At 63.3% G+C, this 16,376-nt stretch carries 13 protein-coding genes and 1 tRNA gene; 2 read left to right on the plus strand and 12 right to left on the minus strand.

The annotated features are described in order from the left end of the window. Positions 1–4 precede the first annotated feature (4 nt). The gene (locus FOC84_RS01685; protein ID WP_173142902.1) at positions 5–388 is read right to left on the minus strand and encodes a YbaN family protein; all 384 of its coding nucleotides are present in this window, start codon (positions 386–388) and stop codon (positions 5–7) included. A gap of 209 nt (positions 389–597) precedes the next feature. On the opposite strand from FOC84_RS01685, the gene FOC84_RS01690 reads away from it, so the two are divergent. Then, positions 598–2,094 (plus strand): methyl-accepting chemotaxis protein, encoded by a 1,497-nt coding sequence (locus FOC84_RS01690; RefSeq protein ID WP_173142903.1) that lies wholly within the window; start codon positions 598–600, stop codon positions 2,092–2,094. A gap of 30 nt (positions 2,095–2,124) precedes the next feature. On the opposite strand, the gene FOC84_RS01695 is transcribed toward FOC84_RS01690, so the two are convergent. The 11 genes from FOC84_RS01695 to leuC form a co-directional block, all read right to left on the minus strand. Next, on the minus strand, positions 2,125–2,319 hold the full coding sequence (locus FOC84_RS01695) for a hypothetical protein (RefSeq protein WP_173142904.1): 195 nt from the start codon (positions 2,317–2,319) through the stop codon (positions 2,125–2,127). A gap of 157 nt (positions 2,320–2,476) precedes the next feature. Beyond that, positions 2,477–4,096 carry a sensor domain-containing diguanylate cyclase gene (locus FOC84_RS01700; protein WP_173142905.1) on the minus strand — a complete coding sequence of 540 codons (1,620 nt, stop codon included), beginning with the start codon at positions 4,094–4,096 and terminating at the stop codon, positions 2,477–2,479. 446 nt (positions 4,097–4,542) lie between these two features. After that, a tRNA-Val gene (locus FOC84_RS01705) sits at positions 4,543–4,619 on the minus strand. Between the two features lie 224 nt (positions 4,620–4,843). Continuing rightward, on the minus strand, positions 4,844–5,509 hold the full coding sequence (locus FOC84_RS01710; protein WP_173142906.1) for a phosphoribosylanthranilate isomerase: 666 nt from the start codon (positions 5,507–5,509) through the stop codon (positions 4,844–4,846). A 68-nt stretch (positions 5,510–5,577) separates the two neighbouring features. Continuing rightward, the gene (locus FOC84_RS01715; RefSeq protein WP_173142907.1) at positions 5,578–6,798 is read right to left on the minus strand and encodes a TRAP transporter substrate-binding protein; all 1,221 of its coding nucleotides are present in this window, start codon (positions 6,796–6,798) and stop codon (positions 5,578–5,580) included. A 52-nt stretch (positions 6,799–6,850) separates the two neighbouring features. Next, positions 6,851–7,660, minus strand: a complete 810-nt coding sequence (truA, locus tag FOC84_RS01720; protein WP_173142908.1) for a tRNA pseudouridine(38-40) synthase TruA — start codon at positions 7,658–7,660, stop codon at positions 6,851–6,853. Positions 7,661–7,663: 3 nt separating this feature from the next. Further along, the gene (locus FOC84_RS01725) at positions 7,664–9,529 is read right to left on the minus strand and encodes a type IV pilus assembly protein FimV (RefSeq protein WP_173142909.1); all 1,866 of its coding nucleotides are present in this window, start codon (positions 9,527–9,529) and stop codon (positions 7,664–7,666) included. A gap of 263 nt (positions 9,530–9,792) precedes the next feature. After that, entirely contained in the window at positions 9,793–10,923 is a 1,131-nt protein-coding gene (gene asd / locus FOC84_RS01730) for an aspartate-semialdehyde dehydrogenase (RefSeq protein WP_173142910.1), read from the minus strand. A 240-nt stretch (positions 10,924–11,163) separates the two neighbouring features. After that, entirely contained in the window at positions 11,164–12,240 is a 1,077-nt protein-coding gene (gene leuB, locus FOC84_RS01735; RefSeq protein WP_173142911.1) for a 3-isopropylmalate dehydrogenase, read from the minus strand. A gap of 35 nt (positions 12,241–12,275) precedes the next feature. Then, complete coding sequence (gene leuD, locus FOC84_RS01740; protein WP_173142912.1) at positions 12,276–12,926, minus strand: 3-isopropylmalate dehydratase small subunit; 651 nt, start codon at positions 12,924–12,926, stop codon at positions 12,276–12,278. A gap of 25 nt (positions 12,927–12,951) precedes the next feature. Then, positions 12,952–14,355 (minus strand): 3-isopropylmalate dehydratase large subunit, encoded by a 1,404-nt coding sequence (gene leuC, locus FOC84_RS01745; protein WP_173142913.1) that lies wholly within the window; start codon positions 14,353–14,355, stop codon positions 12,952–12,954. 527 nt (positions 14,356–14,882) lie between these two features. Between leuC and FOC84_RS01750 the strand changes: the two genes are divergently transcribed. Further along, entirely contained in the window at positions 14,883–16,373 is a 1,491-nt protein-coding gene (locus FOC84_RS01750) for a TolC family outer membrane protein (protein WP_173142914.1), read from the plus strand. The last annotated feature ends 3 nt before the right edge of the window (positions 16,374–16,376 follow it).

A 16,376-nucleotide genomic window follows, 5' to 3' on the forward strand; every position in this document is an offset into this window, starting at 1 on the left:
GCGGCTATTGGGCGCCGGACTGCGGATCCTGCGGCGCCGGCCGCGTGACGACGTAGGCCGCGCTGGCCAGGAAAAATACGGCAACGGCGGCGGCCAGCATCCACGACGGGTGCGCGCCCCACCAGAACAGCACGTAGCCGACGGCCATGCCCAGGCAGGCGTAGGTCTTGCCCTTGCGCGACACGGCGCCCTGGTCCCGCCAGGCGCGCAGGGAGGGACCGTAGGTCGGGCTATCCAGCAACCATTTCTCCAAGCGCGGCGAAGAACGCGAAAAGCAGGCCACCGCCAGGATCAGGAATATGGTCGTAGGCATGACGGGCAGAAACGCGCCGATCACACCCAACGCCAGCATCAGGCAACCCAGGCAGAGCCACAGTACTCTCATCATGATGGGCAGCAGGATATCCCAGGTTTTCCGCTCGCTTCAAACGCGCCGTGCAAAGTGCCAGTTTCCGGGCCTACAGCCACCCGACGGACCACCCAGTAGCGCCGCGCCAACAGGAAAGAATAATTTGGAATATATATTCACAAATTGGAATTATTGAATAAAAATCGAGCGTGCGCGGGGCTCCGCGCTTCCCGTCGCAAGGAAATGCCATGCGCAACGCAAGCGATTTGCTGGAAGACTCGTACCGCCGGACCGACCGGGCGATGCTGCCCCTGCTCTGGCTGCTGTTTGCGGTCGGACTGTGCATGGCCCCTCAGTACGGGCGATGGGGCGCCGCCCTCGGAATCGGCCTGGCCGCCGCAGGCATACCGTCGCTGCTGATACTCTGGCGGCCCGGCCGGCTGAGCACCCGCCTGGCGGTGGCCTGTAGCCTGATGGTGCTGGCCGCGCTCCATATCCATCTGATGTCCGGCATGGCCGAAATCCATTTCGGCATCTTCGTGCTGCTTTCGCTGCTCCTGGCCTATCGCGACTGGCGCACCATCCTGTGCGCGGCCGTGGTCATCGCGCTGCATCACCTGTCCTTCAACTTCCTGCAGCAATGGGGTTACAGCGCGATTTGCTTCACCGAGCCCAGCCTGCCCATGGTGCTGTTGCACGCGGCCTACGTCGTCGTGCAGGCCGCCGCGCTAGGCTGGCTGGCCTGGAAAATGGAACGGGCCGCCGTGGCGGCCGAGGAACTGGCCCGGCTCAGCGCGCACATCGGCCGCGAGGCCGGCGCATTCGACCTGCGCTTCGGCGGCATGAGCATGGACAGCAGCCTGGGCCGCAGCTTCAAGGCCACGATGGACGCCGTGCACCGGACCCTGAGCGGGGTCCGGACCACGGCCACCGCCCTGTCGGCCGCATCGCGCGGCATCATGCAGGACAATCAACAGCTGGAAGAACGCACCCGGACCCAGGCCGATTCACTGGAACGCACCGTCGCTTCCATGCGCGGCCTGGCGGCGAACGTCCACGACAACGCCACCAATGCCCAGCACGCCCAGGAACAGACCGACGCAGCGCGGCGCATTGTCGACACTGGCAGCGTGGCGGTGGCGAGCGTCGCCGCCGTGATGGGAGAAATCCAGCAAGAGGCCAGGAAAATTTCCGAGATCACCGGCTTGATCGACAGCATCGCCTTCCAGACCAACATACTCGCCTTGAACGCGGCAGTGGAAGCGGCCCGCGCCGGTGAAAGCGGACGCGGTTTCGCGGTCGTGGCCACCGAAGTCCGCGCGCTGGCGCAACGCAGCGCCAGCGCCGCGCGCGAGATCCGCGGCCTGATCGACGGTTCGCTGGAAAAAACGGACAGCGGCTTTCGCCAGGCCGACCATGCCGCTGGCGTGATCCGCGAAGTGGTAGCCAGCATCGAGCGAGTGGCCGGCATCGTCGGCCAGATCGGCGATGCCGGGCGCGCGCAGACCACGGACATCGACGAGGTCAATCAGGCGGTGACCCAGATGGACGAATTGACCCGCCAGAATGCGGCCCGGGTGGCGCAAGCCGCTGGCGCGTCGACGGCCTTGCAAACGCAAGCGGCCGAACTGCTGCAAGCCGTAGGTGTGTTCCGCCTGCAGGATGAACGGCCGCCGCAGACAGAGGCCATGCCGCGGGCGGCCTCCCGAGGGCTCGCTGCGCCACTGACGCGGGCTAGCGGCTGACCCGAATCCCCCCAGCGAACAGGCAAGAAACTAGCGTAGCTTTTGCTGATACAGCTCTTGCGCGCCTTCCAATGAAGCGCGCATTCCGTAAATGGTGCCTCCACCGCCGCGGCTGAACCACAGTTCGTACTGCCACATCCCGTCCACGAAGACCCGGGAGATCGTCCAACCCGCAGGCCCCTGCCAGTAATAATCGTCCCGCTGTGTCCATTCCACGTCGATCATGCTCCGTCCCCTTTCGGCCGAAACCCGGCCGAATTGCGCTGCTCTCGACTTCAAATATACTGTATATTTATACAGTATATTGGGCTGCCGCATGACGGTCGTGGGTTTCGAGGAGGTAGGTGGATGCAGGTATCCCCGGGATCAGCCCGACAGGCAATTACGCAATCTGCATCTCGCGCCGCGCCTGCTTGTCTGCATACATCAATTGATCTGCTTCCTTGAGGACGGTTTGCAAAGCGCTGGCCGACGGATCGGCATTCACGATGCCAAAGCTCGCGCCAGGGTAGTGAAAACTGCAGCCGTCCAAGGTGTAGGTGCCGCTGAGCAAGGGGGCTAGCCGCGTGCGCATCGCTTCAACCACAGCATCGGCCTTTGACCCTGACCTTGCGCCCAAGCCTACGACGACGAACTCGTCTCCCCCCCATCGACCCAGCACATCCCCTGAATCCAGGCCTGCCGACAGCCGTCGGCCAACCTCGATCAAGAATTTGTCGCCAATGTCGTGGCCGTAGGTGTCGTTAATCGTCTTGAACCCATCCAGATCTATAAACGCGACCTGAACAGACCGCTGCGTCCGATTCGCCTCCGAGAAATACCGCTCCAACTCCGCCATGATCGCTCGCCGGTTCGGCAAGCCGGTAAGCGCATCATGGTTAGCGGCGTGCCGTTCATCTTGGCGGCGTCTCACCATTTGCGCGACCACATGGCTGGAAAGAAGGATCAGGACCAGACCGACCATCGCCACCAATCCCGTCACCCAGATATGTCGCTTGCGCGTGGGCGCCAGATATTCGAGCGAGGCCAGCGTGATCAAGTGGTATTGCCCATTCGTCAGCGGCTGCAATCTCACCAGATACGGCCTGCCATCGATGAACCAACGGCCGGATTGGAGGGAGCCGGGCATGGCGCGAATATCCAGGGGTTCGCCCGGGTCTTCATCGCCATCGGAAGGCAGCACCGAACCAGCGGGTAAAAGCGCTGCAACATTACGCAGCATGAATGGCTCGGACGAGGCCGTGGTTACCCTTCCCTGGCGATTCACAACCAACGCAATATGTCGCCCGGCCAGGTAAAGAGCCACATCTGGCGCATCGAACTTTACAGTCACCGAGCCCTGCGGCACGTCATTCGAGTCTTCGATACGGCTGGCGACGAAATACGATGGGCTCTTGTTCAGCCGGGCAATGCCGAAATAGCTGCCGTAGCCATCGCGTAATGCGTCTCCGAGATAGGCCCGGCCCGAGTAGATCATGCCAACGATGCTATCGGGTTCCGCCCAGTTGCTGGCCGTCACAGTATCGTCCGACATATTGTTCATATAAATGCGGGCGTATCGCAGATCGCTGGCCAGCTCATTCATAAAGTCGCCCACCCTGCGCACCAATGGATCCCGCGTAAACAGGGCGGCTCGCTGCTCTCGAGACAAATCGGCTACGCCGGGCGGATCCGTGCGGTATCGAATGGCAAGCTGGATCACTTGGCCCTGACGGGCCACCATGTTCGCCACGCTCACCATCTCGGTAAATAACCGGTCCATGACGCGCGCAGTAATTCTTGCCTCGTATTCAGCGCTGGCAGCGAGGCTGTCCAGCCGTGATGCCTCCATTCCCTGAGACATCCATCGTGCAATACCTATCACCAACGCCAACCACGCCAAAGCCAGACCGAGCGTCACGCGACGCACCAGAGACCGGCCCTGCCGTTCATGTCTACCTTGTCGCGGCAATTCTTCGCTCACACGGTCCCCTGGTCCAAACCGACTTCCTTTGGCAATCATCGGCCAATCCGCCAGCCGTGCTGAAAGGAAAGGTCCGGCCGGTCAACGGAACGTGGCCAAACCATTCCGCCACGCGATAATGAACCGCCATATTTCCATTATGCGTGGCTTACTTCAACATAATTCGGTTATTTACCGCGAACTGCACAGAACGCACGGGTTTGTGTTAATGCAGGCCCAACGGCTCACGCAGGTAACGGAAGAGTCTTCGCGCTTTTGCCATTGCCTGCGGGTTCGACTCTCCAGGGGGCGAGCTTGAATTACTGCTGCCGTGAAAAGGAATTTATTGGCAATGCGTGCCGTGAGTACCATGCCCGCGAAAACCATGCCCAGGTGCATGGCGCTTGGCGCTTGGCAGCACCAGGTGAAATCCAAACAAAAAAGCCGCCAGATCATGGATCTAGCGGCTTTCTTTTTGCCGTGCTTGACAGCACTTTGCAGGAATTTGGTAGGCGGTATTGGAATCGAACCAACGACCTCCACGATGTCAACGTGGCGCTCTAACCAGCTGAGCTAACCGCCTGCAAAGAAGAAGAATTATATAGTGCTTTTTTAAACTATGCAAATCGTCTTGGAAGATTTTTCGCATTATTTATTGCGCTTTGAAGTTTGCGGCGTTTGCTTTCGCATGCCTTCAAGCTTCTTGCGCAACGCGTTTTGAAGTGTCTGTTCTTGAGAACCTGTTCTTAAGAACTTTAACCGCTGCTTTTCAGCTTTGCCGCACTACTTCAAACCGCCTGCACCGCACTACTCATTTCCCTTCAGCTTCGCGTCTGCCGCTTGCGCTGCAGCAACGAAGAACGAGATTCTATCAGAACTTTTAATTCCTTGCTCAAGCTCCACACCGCTACTCACATCGACCGCCCAAGGACGGACCAACTCAACGGCCTGGCCGACGCTCTCAGCGTTCAAACCACCCGACAGGATCAGAGGCCGCGACACCGGATCGGCCCTCACCTCGTCAAGCAAGGCGTAGTCGAAGCCATGGCCGCTGCCGCCGTAGCCCGCGCTGTAGCTGTCGAACAACCAGCCCGCGGCCTCGCCGTAGGCGCGGCAGGTGGAGGCCAGATTTTCGGCGGTATCGAGGCCGGGCGCGCCGGCGCGGAATGCCCGCAGAAAGCGATGGCCATAGCGGGCGCAGTCCTGCGGCGTTTCATCACCATGGAACTGCAGCAGCTCCGGCTTGACCTGGTCCAGCACGGCCTGTACCTCGGCCTGCGCCGGATTCACGAACAAGGCCACCACGTCGACAAAGGCCGGCACCATGCGCCGCAACTGGGCCGCGCGCGTTGGCGTCACGCAGCGCTTGCTCTTGGCGTAGAACACAAAGCCGATCGCATCGACGCCCGCCGCAACGGCGGCGTCGATATCCTGCTCACGGGTCAATCCACAGATCTTGATGCGTGTGCGCATGAAACTCTTCGCTTCTTGGCCGCCCTGCGCGGCCAGTCAATTCAGTATATCCGGCGTGCAGGCAGCGCCTACGCGGCAGGTTGGCCCAAGGTGGCCACGAGATTGTCGAAACTGCCTTCCGCCAAGCGGAACCAGGGAGTTTCCTTGTCTCGGAACGTCGTCATGCTGTCGTAGAGCTTCTTGAACATGGGGTCCTTGGCGCTCATTTCCGTGTACGCGGCAAGCGAGGCCTCGTAGCTCGCCTGCAGGACCGGCTTGGGAAACGCCTTCAACTGCGCGCCGCGCGACACCAGGCGGCGCAGCGCGTCCGGATTGCCGGCGTCATACTTGGCGATCATGTTGGCAGTCGCCATGCGACATGCCAGCGCCAGGGCGGACTGATACGGCTTGGGCAGTTCATCGTGAGCATCCTGGTTCACATACAAGGACAACTGCAGCGTGCCCGCCCACCAGCCCGGAAAATAGTAATTCCTGGCCACTTTGTAGAGCGCCAGGTTTTCATCGTCGTAGGGACCTATCCACGCAACGGCGTCCACGACGCCCTGCTCCAGCGCGGCATAGGCTTCGGCCACCGGCACGTCCACGGGCGTGGCGCCCATCCGCGCCAGCACATGGCGGGCGAATCCGCCGGCCTTCACCTTGAGCCCGCGCAGATCGTCCACGGTCTTGATTTCCCCGCGAAACCAGCCGCCCATCTGCGCGCCGGTATAGCCGCAGGGAAAGTTCAGGATGTTGTACTTGTCGAACAACACACGCGTGAGCGCCAGGCCTTCGCCCTGCGTCATCCACGCATTCATCTGCCGCGTGTTCAAACCGAAAGGCACGCCGGCGTCAAAGCACAGCGCCGGGTCGATATCGAAGTAGCGGGTCGACGCCGTATGGCCGCAATCGACGACGCGGTGCTGCACGGCTTCCAGCACCTGGCCCGGCTGCACCAGGTCTCCTGCGGGAAAGATCTCGATGCTGAAGCGTCCGTCCGTTACCTCATTCACGTAACGCGCCACGTCTTCGGCGCCGGCGAACAAGGTGGGAGACTCGTTGGGAAAACTGGAGGCCAGCCGCCATGCGACCTTGGAAGGGGCGGCCACCACCGCCGGCGCTTCGGGCGCGGCGGCCGGAGCGGCCGGATCTGCCGGCACGTTGGACGGGGCCTCTTGCGAACCCGCCGGCGTCTCCGGCGGGTTTGGACTGGCGCTTCCCTCCGCCACCGGAACTTCCTGCGCGAACGCCGGAGCGACCAGGGCGGCGCCGCCCAAGGCAGTCTGCTTCAAAAACGCGCGGCGTTGCATGGCAAGAGCCTCCATCGGATACGGGTAGGCATCGCCGTTGCCGGCGGCATCCCTAATAGGTTTGAGTAAACGGCGACAGCAACTGCGACCCCCCGTCGAGTTCATGCAAACCGAACTCTTCCGGATAATCGATGGCGGACAGGTACAGCCCATCGGGCGCAAACGTCGGCGCGCCCAGCTTGCGGTCGCGCCAGGACAGCAACTGCGCCATCCAGTCCACCGGCTCGCGCCCCTGCCCGATCTGCAACAGCGCGCCCATGATGTTGCGCACCATGTGATGAAGGAAGGCATTGGCCTTCAGCGTGAACACCAGGAACGGCCCACGTTCATCGATGTCCAGCCGGTAAAGATTGCGCACGGGATGCTTGGCCTGGCACTGCGAAGAACGGAAGCTGGAAAAGTCGTGCTCGCCCAACAAGGCGTTCGCCGCGGTCCGCATGGCATCGACGTCCAGCGGCTGGAAACACCAGCCCGCCCGGCCGGCCCACAACGCTGGCCGCACCCGGCCGCGCCATAACAAGTAGACGTAGGTACGGGCGCGCGCCGAAAAGCGCGCATGGAATTCATCCGACACCGGCTGCGCCCACTGGACCGAAATGCTGGGCGGTAGGAAGGCGTTCACCCCCCGGACCCAGGATTCCAGCCGGCGGTCGAGCTCGGTGTCCAGATGAACCACCTGCATCGCGCCGTGCACCCCGGTATCCGTGCGGCCGGCGCAGATCGTCGCGACCGGCCCTTTCACACCACAAAAACTGCCCAGGGCGGCTTCCAGCGTGTCCTGCACCGTTTGCCGGTGCGGCTGTGTCTGCCAACCCTGCCAGGCGGAGCCGTCATACGCCAGCCCCAATGCAACTCTAGACATGTATCAAACCCGTGGCCCGCCGACACGGTGCGGTTCGTCCGTGGGCGGTTCGTCCAGGTCGAGATTGATGCTGCCGAGCTTGCGGTTCAGCGCCGCCGTATCCAGCGCTGGCTCGTTGAATTCATAGGTTTCTTCGTCATCGTCCCCACGCCGCGCACCGGCCCGGCGCAATAGCCATGCGATGGCGAATGCGATCAGCGCGAGCACCGCCGTGACGATGACGAGCAGATTATCGGCCAACCACGCAGGCATGTCCGAGGTGAGACCCTTGTCTGCCTGCTTGCCGGCGGCCTGGTCCGACGAGGACGCGTCCGGAGCGGCAGCGGCGGATGATGCGCCTGCGGCGCCTGGAGCGCTTGCTGCCTCAGTGGCGCCTGCGGCGCCCGAAGCGCCTGCCGCGCCCGAAGCGCCTGCCGTGCCCGAAGCGCCTGCCGTGCCCGAAGCGCCTGCCGTGCCCGAAGCGCCTGCCGTGCCCGAAGCGCCTGCCGTGCCCGAAGCGCCTGCCGTGCCCGAAGCGTCGGCTGCGCCCGGAGTGCCTGCCGCAACCGAAGCGCCAGCTGCGCCCGAAGCACCTGCCGCGCCCGACGCACCTGCCGCGCCCGAAGCGCCTACCGCGCCCGAAGCGCCTACCGCGCCCGAAGCGCCTACCGCGCCCGGAGTGCCTGCCGCGCCCGAAGCGCCTACCGCGCCCGGAGTGCCTGCCGCGCCCGAAGCACCTGCCGCGCCCGGAGTGCCTGCCGCGCCCGACGCACCTGCCGCGCCCGACGCACCTGCCGCGCCCGGAGTGCCTGCCGCGCCCGACGATCCCGCAGCACCAGAGGCCGCGCCTGCGGCGCCCTGCTGTGCCACCGCCTTATTCAAATCGTCGACGTTGCTTTGCAGCTGGCTCACGCGCCCCTGGACATCGGCCATGGCACGCTCAGTCGACGTCCGGGCATCGGCCCGCGCCTCGGCTTGCACGGCCGCGTTGTCTTGCGCCTGCCCGGAGGACAGACGCACGCGATCCTGCGGCTGCGATGCGCTCGCCACCCCAGCATCGGCAGGCGGGGCGACGCTGCCCGAAGCCGCGCCCTGCCCTTGGACCACGGACGGATTCGCGCCCGCGGCCGCGCCGATGCGCGCGCGGTACTTCGCGAACGCCTCGGCATGTTCGTTGAAGATGCGGCGCGCCTCGGCAGGGTCCACCGCGCGCACGGTGGCCGCATCCGGAATCGTCAGCTTCTGCCCCGCCTTCACCAGATTCATATTGTTCTGGATGAACGCCTCGGGATTGGCGCGCCACAAAGCCACCAGCATCTGGTAGACCGACGCGTTGGGCACGGCATTGCGTTGTGCGATGGCGAAAAGATTATCGCCAGACTTCACATTGACCGAACGCGACCCGGCCGAACGGGCCGGCGTACCGACCGCAGCCGGCGTCACGTCCGCAGTCGTGCCGCGCAAGGGCACCAGAATACTGACCTGCACCTGGCGCTGTCCCGAACTGGAGCTGATATCCAGCAGCAAATCGACTGCGCCGCTAACCGGCGGTTGCGAGGCCCGCACACGCAGATTCTTGCGCGTCGCGTCCAGGCCATCTTCGACACGGACCACCATGCTTGCCAACGGAACCGGCGGCTTCAGGCCCGCCCGCTGCCAGGCGGCCTCGTCCGCCACCGACACCTTGAGCGAGGCGATCTCTTCGGGCGTCAGTTCCTGCAGCCCCACCACCGCCTGCAGCGGCGCACCCGGCACGGAAACCACCCGCGAATGCCCCACGCGCATGGCCATGGCGGTACTGCACACGCTTGAGCCAATCGCCAGCGCAATCGCCCACTGCAGGGCTTTTAAACGGCGGGCATGCTTCACTTGGCGCGAACGCTGGGTCATAAGCTGGAATTCCGTTCTTGTAGTCGACTTGCGGGCTGGGGCCGGCTCACGCCATATACATGGTTGAGAACAGGCATCAATTCACGGGAAAAGTGTAATGGATCATGCGCATTTCACAAACCTGAAAGGCCCGGCCGCGTTTGCTGGCGGGCCTGTCCGCCCACATGGCGCGGAAATCCGTGCAAACGACAAGGGCACCCTGAGGTGCCCTTGCTTGCCTTGCATACTTGATCAGACGGCGCCAAACGCCGCCTGCAACGGCATCAGGCTTCGGCCAGCGCGATACGCAGCATGCGGCGCAGCGGCTCGGCGGCGCCCCACAGCAGTTGGTCGCCCACGGTGAAGGCGCCCAGGTACTGCGAGCCCATCGACAGCTTGCGCAGGCGGCCCACCGGAATATCCAGCGTGCCGGTGACGGCGACCGGGGTCAGCGCGGAAACCGTCGCTTCCTTCGTGTTGGGCACGACCTTGGCCCACTGCGTGCCTTCGGCGATCAGCGCTTCGATCTCGTCCAGCGGCACATCGCGCTTGAGCTTGATGGTCAGCGCCTGGCTGTGGCAGCGCATCGCGCCGATACGCACGCACAGGCCGTCGATCGGCGTGGCGGGCGTGCCGAAGGCGGCGCCGCGACCCAGGATCTTGTTGGTCTCGACCTCGCCCTTCCACTCTTCCTTGGACATGCCGTTGCCCAGATCCTTGTCGATCCAGGGAATCAGGTTACCGCCCAGCGGCACGCCGAAGTGCTCGTGGGGCAGCGCCGGATCCTTTTGCTTGGCCAGCACGCCGCGGTCGATTTCCAGGATGGCCGACGCGGGGTCGTCCAGCAACGGCTTGACCGATTGATTGATCTCGCCGAACTGGGTCAGCAGTTCGCGCATGTGCTGCGCGCCGCCGCCCGAAGCCGCCTGGTACGTCATGGAGGTCATCCATTCCACCAGGTCGTTGTTGAACAGGCCGGCCAGGCCCATCAGCATGCAGCTGACGGTGCAATTGCCGCCGATGAAGTTGCGCACGCCGCGCTTGAGCGCCGCGTCGATGACCGGACGGTTGACCGGGTCCAGCACGATGATGGCGTCGTCAGCCATGCGCAGCGTGCTGGCGGCATCGATCCAGATGCCGTTCCAGCCGGCGCCGCGCAGCTTCGGGTAGACCTCGGAGGTGTAGTCGCCGCCTTGCGCCGTCACGATGATCGGCAGTTTTTTCAGAGCGTCAATGTTGTAGGCATCTTGCAGCGGGCCTGCGCCAGTGGCCCAAGTGGGCGCGGCGCCGCCAGCGTTGCTGGTGGAGAAAAACACCGGTTCGATCAGTGCGAAGTCGTTCTCGTCGCGCATGCGTTGCATGAGCACCGAGCCGACCATACCGCGCCAGCCGACAAGGCCTACTGCTTGATTCATTTCAATCGCTCTTTAAAGGTGTGGAAACCAGGGTCCAGGGGAAAAAGCCGTGCAATTCAACAATTTATCAGAATGCACGGCCGGATGTTGCGGCGCAGCTAGAAATAATAGGGGCCGCAGTAGATACAGGGCGCTTTCGCGGCGACGCCACAACAGCAAAACCAGGGGCGGCCCGGCGGGGCCGCCCCTGGTCTGGTGCCGACTCAGCCGCCGCACGCGGCGGCTGGATCCCGCGAAAGATCAGGCCAGCGCCTTCAGCACCGCGTCGCCCATCTGCGCCGTGCCGACCTTGGTCGTGCCCGGCTCGAAGATGTCGGCAGTGCGCAGGCCGTCGGCCAGCACGCGGCGCACGGCGGCCTCGATGCGGTCGGCCTGCGGCGCCAGATTCAGCGAATAGCGCAGCAGCATGGCCGCGGACAGGATGGTCGCCAGCGGATTGGCGATGCCCTGGCCGGCGATATCGGGCGCGGAGCCGTGGCTGGGTTCGTACAGGCCCTGACCGCCGGCGTTCAGCGACGCCGAGGGCAGCATGCCGATCGAGCCGGTCAGCATGGCGGCTTCGTCGGACAGGATGTCGCCGAACAGGTTGCCGGTCACGATGACGTCGAACTGGCGCGGGTTGCGCACCAGTTGCATGGCGGCGTTGTCGACATACATGTGCGACAGCTCCACGTCGGGATACTCGCGCGCGATTTCGATAACGATGTCGCGCCAGAACTGCGAGGTCTCAAGCACGTTGGCCTTGTCCACGCTGCACAGCTTCTTACCGCGCTTGCGGGCCGATTCAAAGCCGATGCGCGCGATGCGGCGCACTTCGGATTCCGCGTAGCGCATGGTGTCGTAGCCTTCGCGCTCGCCCGTGAAGGCGCCGTCGGGCGACGAACGCACGCCGCGCGGCGTGCCGAAATAGATGTCGCCGGTCAATTCGCGGATGATCAGGATGTCCAGGCCGGACACGATCTCGGGCTTGAGCGACGAGGCGCTGGCCAGCTCCGGATACAGAATGGCCGGACGCAGGTTGGCGAACAGGCCCAGCGCCTTGCGCAGGCCCAGAATGGCCTGCTCGGGGCGGAACTCGCGCGGCAGGCTGTCGTACTTCCAGTCGCCCACGGCGCCGAACAGCACGGCATCCGATTCCTTGGCCAGGTTCAGCGTGGCCGGCGGCAGCGGATGTTCGAACGCATCGAAGGCGGCGCCGCCCACGGGCGCTTGCTTGATCTCAAAGGAGACGTCCAGCGCCTTCAGGACGCGCACGGCCTGCTCGACGATTTCCGGGCCGATGCCGTCACCCGGCAAGACTGCGATGTTGTGAGTCATACGAAAACGATCCTGTAATCAGAATAATGGCGGCATCAAGCGATGGGACGGCTTTCCAGCCACGGGTGGCGGGCCAGGCGCTCGGCCTCGAAGGCGCGGATCTTGTCCGATTGGCGCAGGGTCAGGCCAATATCGTCAAAGCCGTTGAACAAACAGTACTTGCGGAAGGGTTCGATATCGAAGCCCATCTCGCGACCGTCCGCCGCCACCACGACCTGGCGCTCCAGGTCGACGCGCAGCTTGTAGCTGGGGAAGGCCTTCACTTCGTCGAACAGGCGCGAGACTTCCAGTTCGGACAGGACGATCGGCAAGAGGCCGTTCTTGAAGCTGTTGTTGAAGAAGATGTCGGCATAGGACGGCGCAATGATGGCGCGGAAACCGAACTGCGTCAGCGCCCAGGGCGCGTGCTCGCGGCTGGAGCCGCAGCCGAAGTTCTTGCGCGCCAGCAGCACCGAAGCGCCCTGGTAACGCGGCTGGTTCAGCACGAAATCCGGATTCAGCGGACGCTTGCTGTTGTCCATGCCGGGTTCGCCGTGATCCAGATAACGCAGTTCATCGAACAGGTTCGGGCCGAAGCCGGTGCGCTTGATGGACTTGAGGAACTGCTTGGGGATGATGAGGTCCGTGTCGACGTTTTCGCGATCGAGCGGAGCCACCAGGCCTTCGTGAGTGGTAAATGCTTGCATGATGTCGGTACTCGGTGCTTGACGCTTAACGGAAAGTGCGGACGTCGACGAAATGGCCGGCGACAGCGGCGGCGGCGGCCATGGCCGGGCTCACCAGATGGGTGCGCCCGCCCTGCCCTTGGCGGCCTTCGAAATTGCGGTTCGACGTGGACGCGCAACGCTCGCCGGGCTCCAGGCGGTCGGCGTTCATGGCCAGGCACATGGAGCAACCCGGTTCGCGCCATTCAAAGCCCGCCTCGATGAAGATCTTGTCCAGCCCTTCGCGCTCGGCCTGTTGCTTGACCAGGCCCGAGCCCGGCACCACCATGGCCTGGCGCACATTCGACGCCACATGCTTGCCGCGCGCCACGGCGGCGGCCGCGCGCAGGTCTTCGATGCGCGAATTGGTGCACGAACCGATGAACACGCGGTCCACGCGGATATCGGTAAGCGGCGTATTGGGCTTCAGGCCCATGTATTGCAGGGCGCGTTCCATGCCGCTGCGGCGCACGTCGTCTTTTTCGCGATCGGGATCCGGCACGCGGGAATCCACCGGCAGCACCATTTCGGGGGAAGTACCCCAGGTAACTTGGGGCTTGATGTCGCGGGCGTTGACTTCCACCACGGCGTCGAACTTGGCGCCCTCGTCGGTGTGCAGGGTGCGCCAGTAGCCCGCCGCCTGCTCCCAGAGCACGCCGGTGGGCGCAAAGGGACGGCCGCGGAAATATTCAATGGTCTTGTCGTCCACCGCCACCATGCCCGAGCGGGCGCCGGCTTCAATGGCCATGTTGCAGACCGTCATGCGGCCTTCCACGGACAGGGCGCGGATCGTGCTGCCGGCAAACTCGATGGCATAGCCCGTGCCGCCGGCCGTGCCGATGATGCCGATGATATGCAGGACCACGTCCTTGGCCGTACAGCCGAAGGGCAGTTCGCCTTCGACCTTGATCAGCATGCTCTTGGCTTTCTTCATGAGCAGCGTCTGGGTCGCCAGCACGTGCTCGACTTCAGAGGTGCCAATGCCGAAGGCCAGCGCGCCCAGCGCGCCGTGCGTGCTGGTGTGCGAGTCGCCACAGACGACGGTCATGCCGGGCAAGGTCGCGCCCTGCTCCGGGCCGATCACGTGCACGATGCCCTGGCGCAGGTCATTCATGCGGAATTCGGTGATGCCGTACTTGTCGCAGTTGGCGTCCAGCGTATCCACCTGCAGGCGGGAAATCGGATCGTCGATGCCCTGGGCGCGGTTCAGCGTCGGCACGTTGTGATCTGCCACCGCCAGGTTGGCGCCTGTGCGCCACGGCTTGCGGCCGGCTATCGCCAGCCCCTCGAACGCCTGGGGACTGGTGACTTCATGCACCAGGTGGCGATCGATGTAGAGCAGACAGGTGCCGTCTGATTCCTGATGGACGACGTGGGCGTCCCAGAGTTTGTCGTAAAGAGTTTGGGCCATGGATGCGCTCTGCAAATAGACAATCCGGCTCGTGCCGCGCTCGGTCCAAAAATCGATCCCCGGGCGCCAGCCACTGCGGCATGAACGAATTATGCACAGGGTCTCAACCTAGTACAATTGCACCTTATATACCAGTATCAACACTACCATGCTAGGAAATTGCAGGGGTCAATTCGTCCTACTTCCCTGCCCTAACCGAACCGCAGCCAAACAGTTACAGATACAAATTCGGGTATTTAAAACAGATACAAAATTATCAAACCGATATAATCGCTGTTCATCGCGGCCACCTAAACTGCGAAATAAAGCGCAATAAACCGCATTTATCCCGCATCAAACCGGATTACAAATCCGGGATATAGCGAAATTAGTGCAAATTCAAACTAATTAAGAGATGATGCGCGAAGAAACTCAAACTGCCGATCGGAAAACTTCGTCAAGAATTAACAAATATTGACTCGTCAAATCTGACATTTCCACACAATATGGCGGCCATTAATTCCTAACTCGACTCGCGAATAATCACTATGGCTTCGTTTTTGCTCAAAAGCACGACTTCGGTCCTTGCCCTGGCATTCGTTCCTGCGGCATTTGCACAGTCAGCCGCTCCCGGTTCCGGGGCAGCTGGGGTCACTCTGAACCAGGTCGTCGAACAGACCCTGCTCAGCAACCCGGAAATCCAGGCCAAGTACCACGACTTCCAGGCTTCGCTGGAAGGCCAGGCTGTTGCTCGCGGCGCGTTCTTCCCGCAGATCAATGCGCAAGGCTATGTGGGTCGCGAGTACCGCAACAACGTGCCCGGAGTCGGGTCGCAACAATGGAGCCGCCCCGGCTACACCGTGGAACTGCGCCAGCTGATTTTCGACGGTTTCCGCACGAGCAACGACGTCAAGCAGGCCGGCTTCGACAAGCTGGCGCGCTTCTATGACCTGCTGGCTACCAGCGACAACACCGCGTTCACTGCGGTGCAGGCCTACATTGACCTGCAGCGCTACCGCGACATGGAACTGCTGGCCCGCCAGAACTACACTCTGCATGAAGAAACGCTCAAGCAGATCGGCGAACGCGCCGATTCTGGCGTGGGCCGCCGCGTCGACCTGGAACAGGCCGGCGGACGCCTGGCGCTGGCTCAGACCAACCTGATGACCGAAACCGCCAACCTGCTGGACGTACAACAGCGCTTCCAGCGTGTCACCGGCGCCCTGCCCCCCGAAGGGATGCAACCGGCTCCCGATATCACCGGCAAGCTGCCGGTCAAGCCGGCCGACTTCAACGAGTCGCTGCGCCGCAACCCCAGCTTCCTGTCCAAGCAGGCCGGGCTGCAGGCCGCACAGGCCGGCGTTGCGTCGTCCAAGGGCGCTTTCTCGCCGAAGTTCGAATTCGTCGCCTCCACTGGGCGCGACCAGAACGACCCCACGCCGCAAAACCGGGACATCCAGAGCTCGAACGTCCAAGTCGTCATGAGCTACAACCTGTATCGCGGCGGCTCCGATTCCGCCCGCGTGCGCCAGACCTCCGCGCAGTCCTACGCCGCGCGCGACATCCGTGACTACACCTGCCGCAACGTGCAGCAAGACCTGGCCGTGGCCTGGAACAATGTCGCCAGCCTGAGCCAGAAGCTGCCCTTCCTGCGCGACCACGAAGTGGCCACCACCAAGGTGCGCGAAGCCTATCGCCAGCAGTTCCAGATTGGCCAGCGTTCGCTACTGGACTTGCTGGACACTGAAAACGAACTGTTCGAATCGCGCCGCGCCCTGACCAACGCGTTGTATGACCTGCAGCTCGCGCAGTACCGCTGGCTGGCACTGTCGCACGCACTGCTGCCGGCGCTTTCGCTGCAGCCGGCGCGCAACGAAATGCCCGAGGAAAACGGCAAGCTGGAAGTCTCCGACGAAGTGATCAAGCTCTGCAACTCGACGATCCCTGACTCGGCCCGCCTGGCGCCCGTGCGCGTGCAATACAACGAGGGCAACCTGCCGCCCACGTTCATCCCGGTAAACTCCAAGGCCAAACCCTAGGCG

This window comes from Achromobacter pestifer, from assembly GCF_013267355.1.
Taxonomy (GTDB): Bacteria; Pseudomonadota; Gammaproteobacteria; order Burkholderiales; family Burkholderiaceae_B; genus Achromobacter; species Achromobacter pestifer_A.

Bases quoted from the DNA above. Each gene is read 5' to 3' on its own strand.
- leuB (WP_173142911.1), bottom strand. From the start codon at position 12,240: ATGACTCACAACATCGCAGTCTTGCCGGGTGACGGCATCGGCCCGGAA.
- truA (WP_173142908.1), bottom strand. From the start codon at position 7,660: ATGTCTAGAGTTGCATTGGGGCTGGCGTATGACGGCTCCGCCTGGCAG.
- asd (WP_173142910.1), bottom strand. From the start codon at position 10,923: ATGAATCAAGCAGTAGGCCTTGTCGGCTGGCGCGGTATGGTCGGCTCG.
- leuC (WP_173142913.1), bottom strand. From the start codon at position 14,355: ATGGCCCAAACTCTTTACGACAAACTCTGGGACGCCCACGTCGTCCAT.
- FOC84_RS01710 (WP_173142906.1), bottom strand. From the start codon at position 5,509: ATGCGCACACGCATCAAGATCTGTGGATTGACCCGTGAGCAGGATATC.
- FOC84_RS01700 (WP_173142905.1), bottom strand. From the start codon at position 4,096: ATGATTGCCAAAGGAAGTCGGTTTGGACCAGGGGACCGTGTGAGCGAA.
- FOC84_RS01725 (WP_173142909.1), bottom strand. From the start codon at position 9,529: ATGACCCAGCGTTCGCGCCAAGTGAAGCATGCCCGCCGTTTAAAAGCC.
- FOC84_RS01750 (WP_173142914.1), top strand. From the start codon at position 14,883: ATGGCTTCGTTTTTGCTCAAAAGCACGACTTCGGTCCTTGCCCTGGCA.
- FOC84_RS01695 (WP_173142904.1), bottom strand. From the start codon at position 2,319: ATGATCGACGTGGAATGGACACAGCGGGACGATTATTACTGGCAGGGG.
- FOC84_RS01685 (WP_173142902.1), bottom strand. From the start codon at position 388: ATGATGAGAGTACTGTGGCTCTGCCTGGGTTGCCTGATGCTGGCGTTG.
- FOC84_RS01690 (WP_173142903.1), top strand. From the start codon at position 598: ATGCGCAACGCAAGCGATTTGCTGGAAGACTCGTACCGCCGGACCGAC.
- leuD (WP_173142912.1), bottom strand. From the start codon at position 12,926: ATGCAAGCATTTACCACTCACGAAGGCCTGGTGGCTCCGCTCGATCGC.
- FOC84_RS01715 (WP_173142907.1), bottom strand. From the start codon at position 6,798: ATGCAACGCCGCGCGTTTTTGAAGCAGACTGCCTTGGGCGGCGCCGCC.